1 pseudogene is annotated in these 357 nt (G+C 46.5%); it reads left to right on the top strand.

Going from position 1 to position 357, the window contains the following annotated elements:
* Positions 1-46: 46 nt before the first annotated feature.
* A pseudogene (locus tag ACTHS3_RS17340) lies at positions 47-357 on the top strand (factor H-binding protein); the annotation flags it as partial.

The following is a 357-nucleotide window of genomic DNA, read 5'->3' as shown; positions in this document are numbered from 1 at the left end:
GTATATGATAAATATCATACCAAATAAAAAAGGAAAGGAAAAAATGATGAGAACCCTCCGCATTTCTGCTTTGACTGCTTCCCTGTCTTTGATGTTGGCTGCCTGCGGCGGTGCAACAAGCGGCTTGTCGAATGCCGTTACCGAGCCGCTCAATCCGCATCCGAAAGGCGTGTTGTCTGTTGAATTGAACGAATCCGTCCCTGAAAACGGTACGTTGGAGCTGACGGCCAACGGTAAAACGCAAACCCTGCAAAAAGGCGGCAAACTTGATACCGGCTTTTTGAAAACCGATAAAGTATCCTCTTACGACTACGCCCAAAAAATCAAGGTAAACGGCCAAGTCATCACTTTGGAAAC

This window comes from Neisseria sp. P0009.S007 (assembly GCF_051962515.1).
The sequence above is the reverse complement of the archived record's forward strand: the minus strand, read 5'-3'. Positions and strand labels throughout refer to the sequence as shown.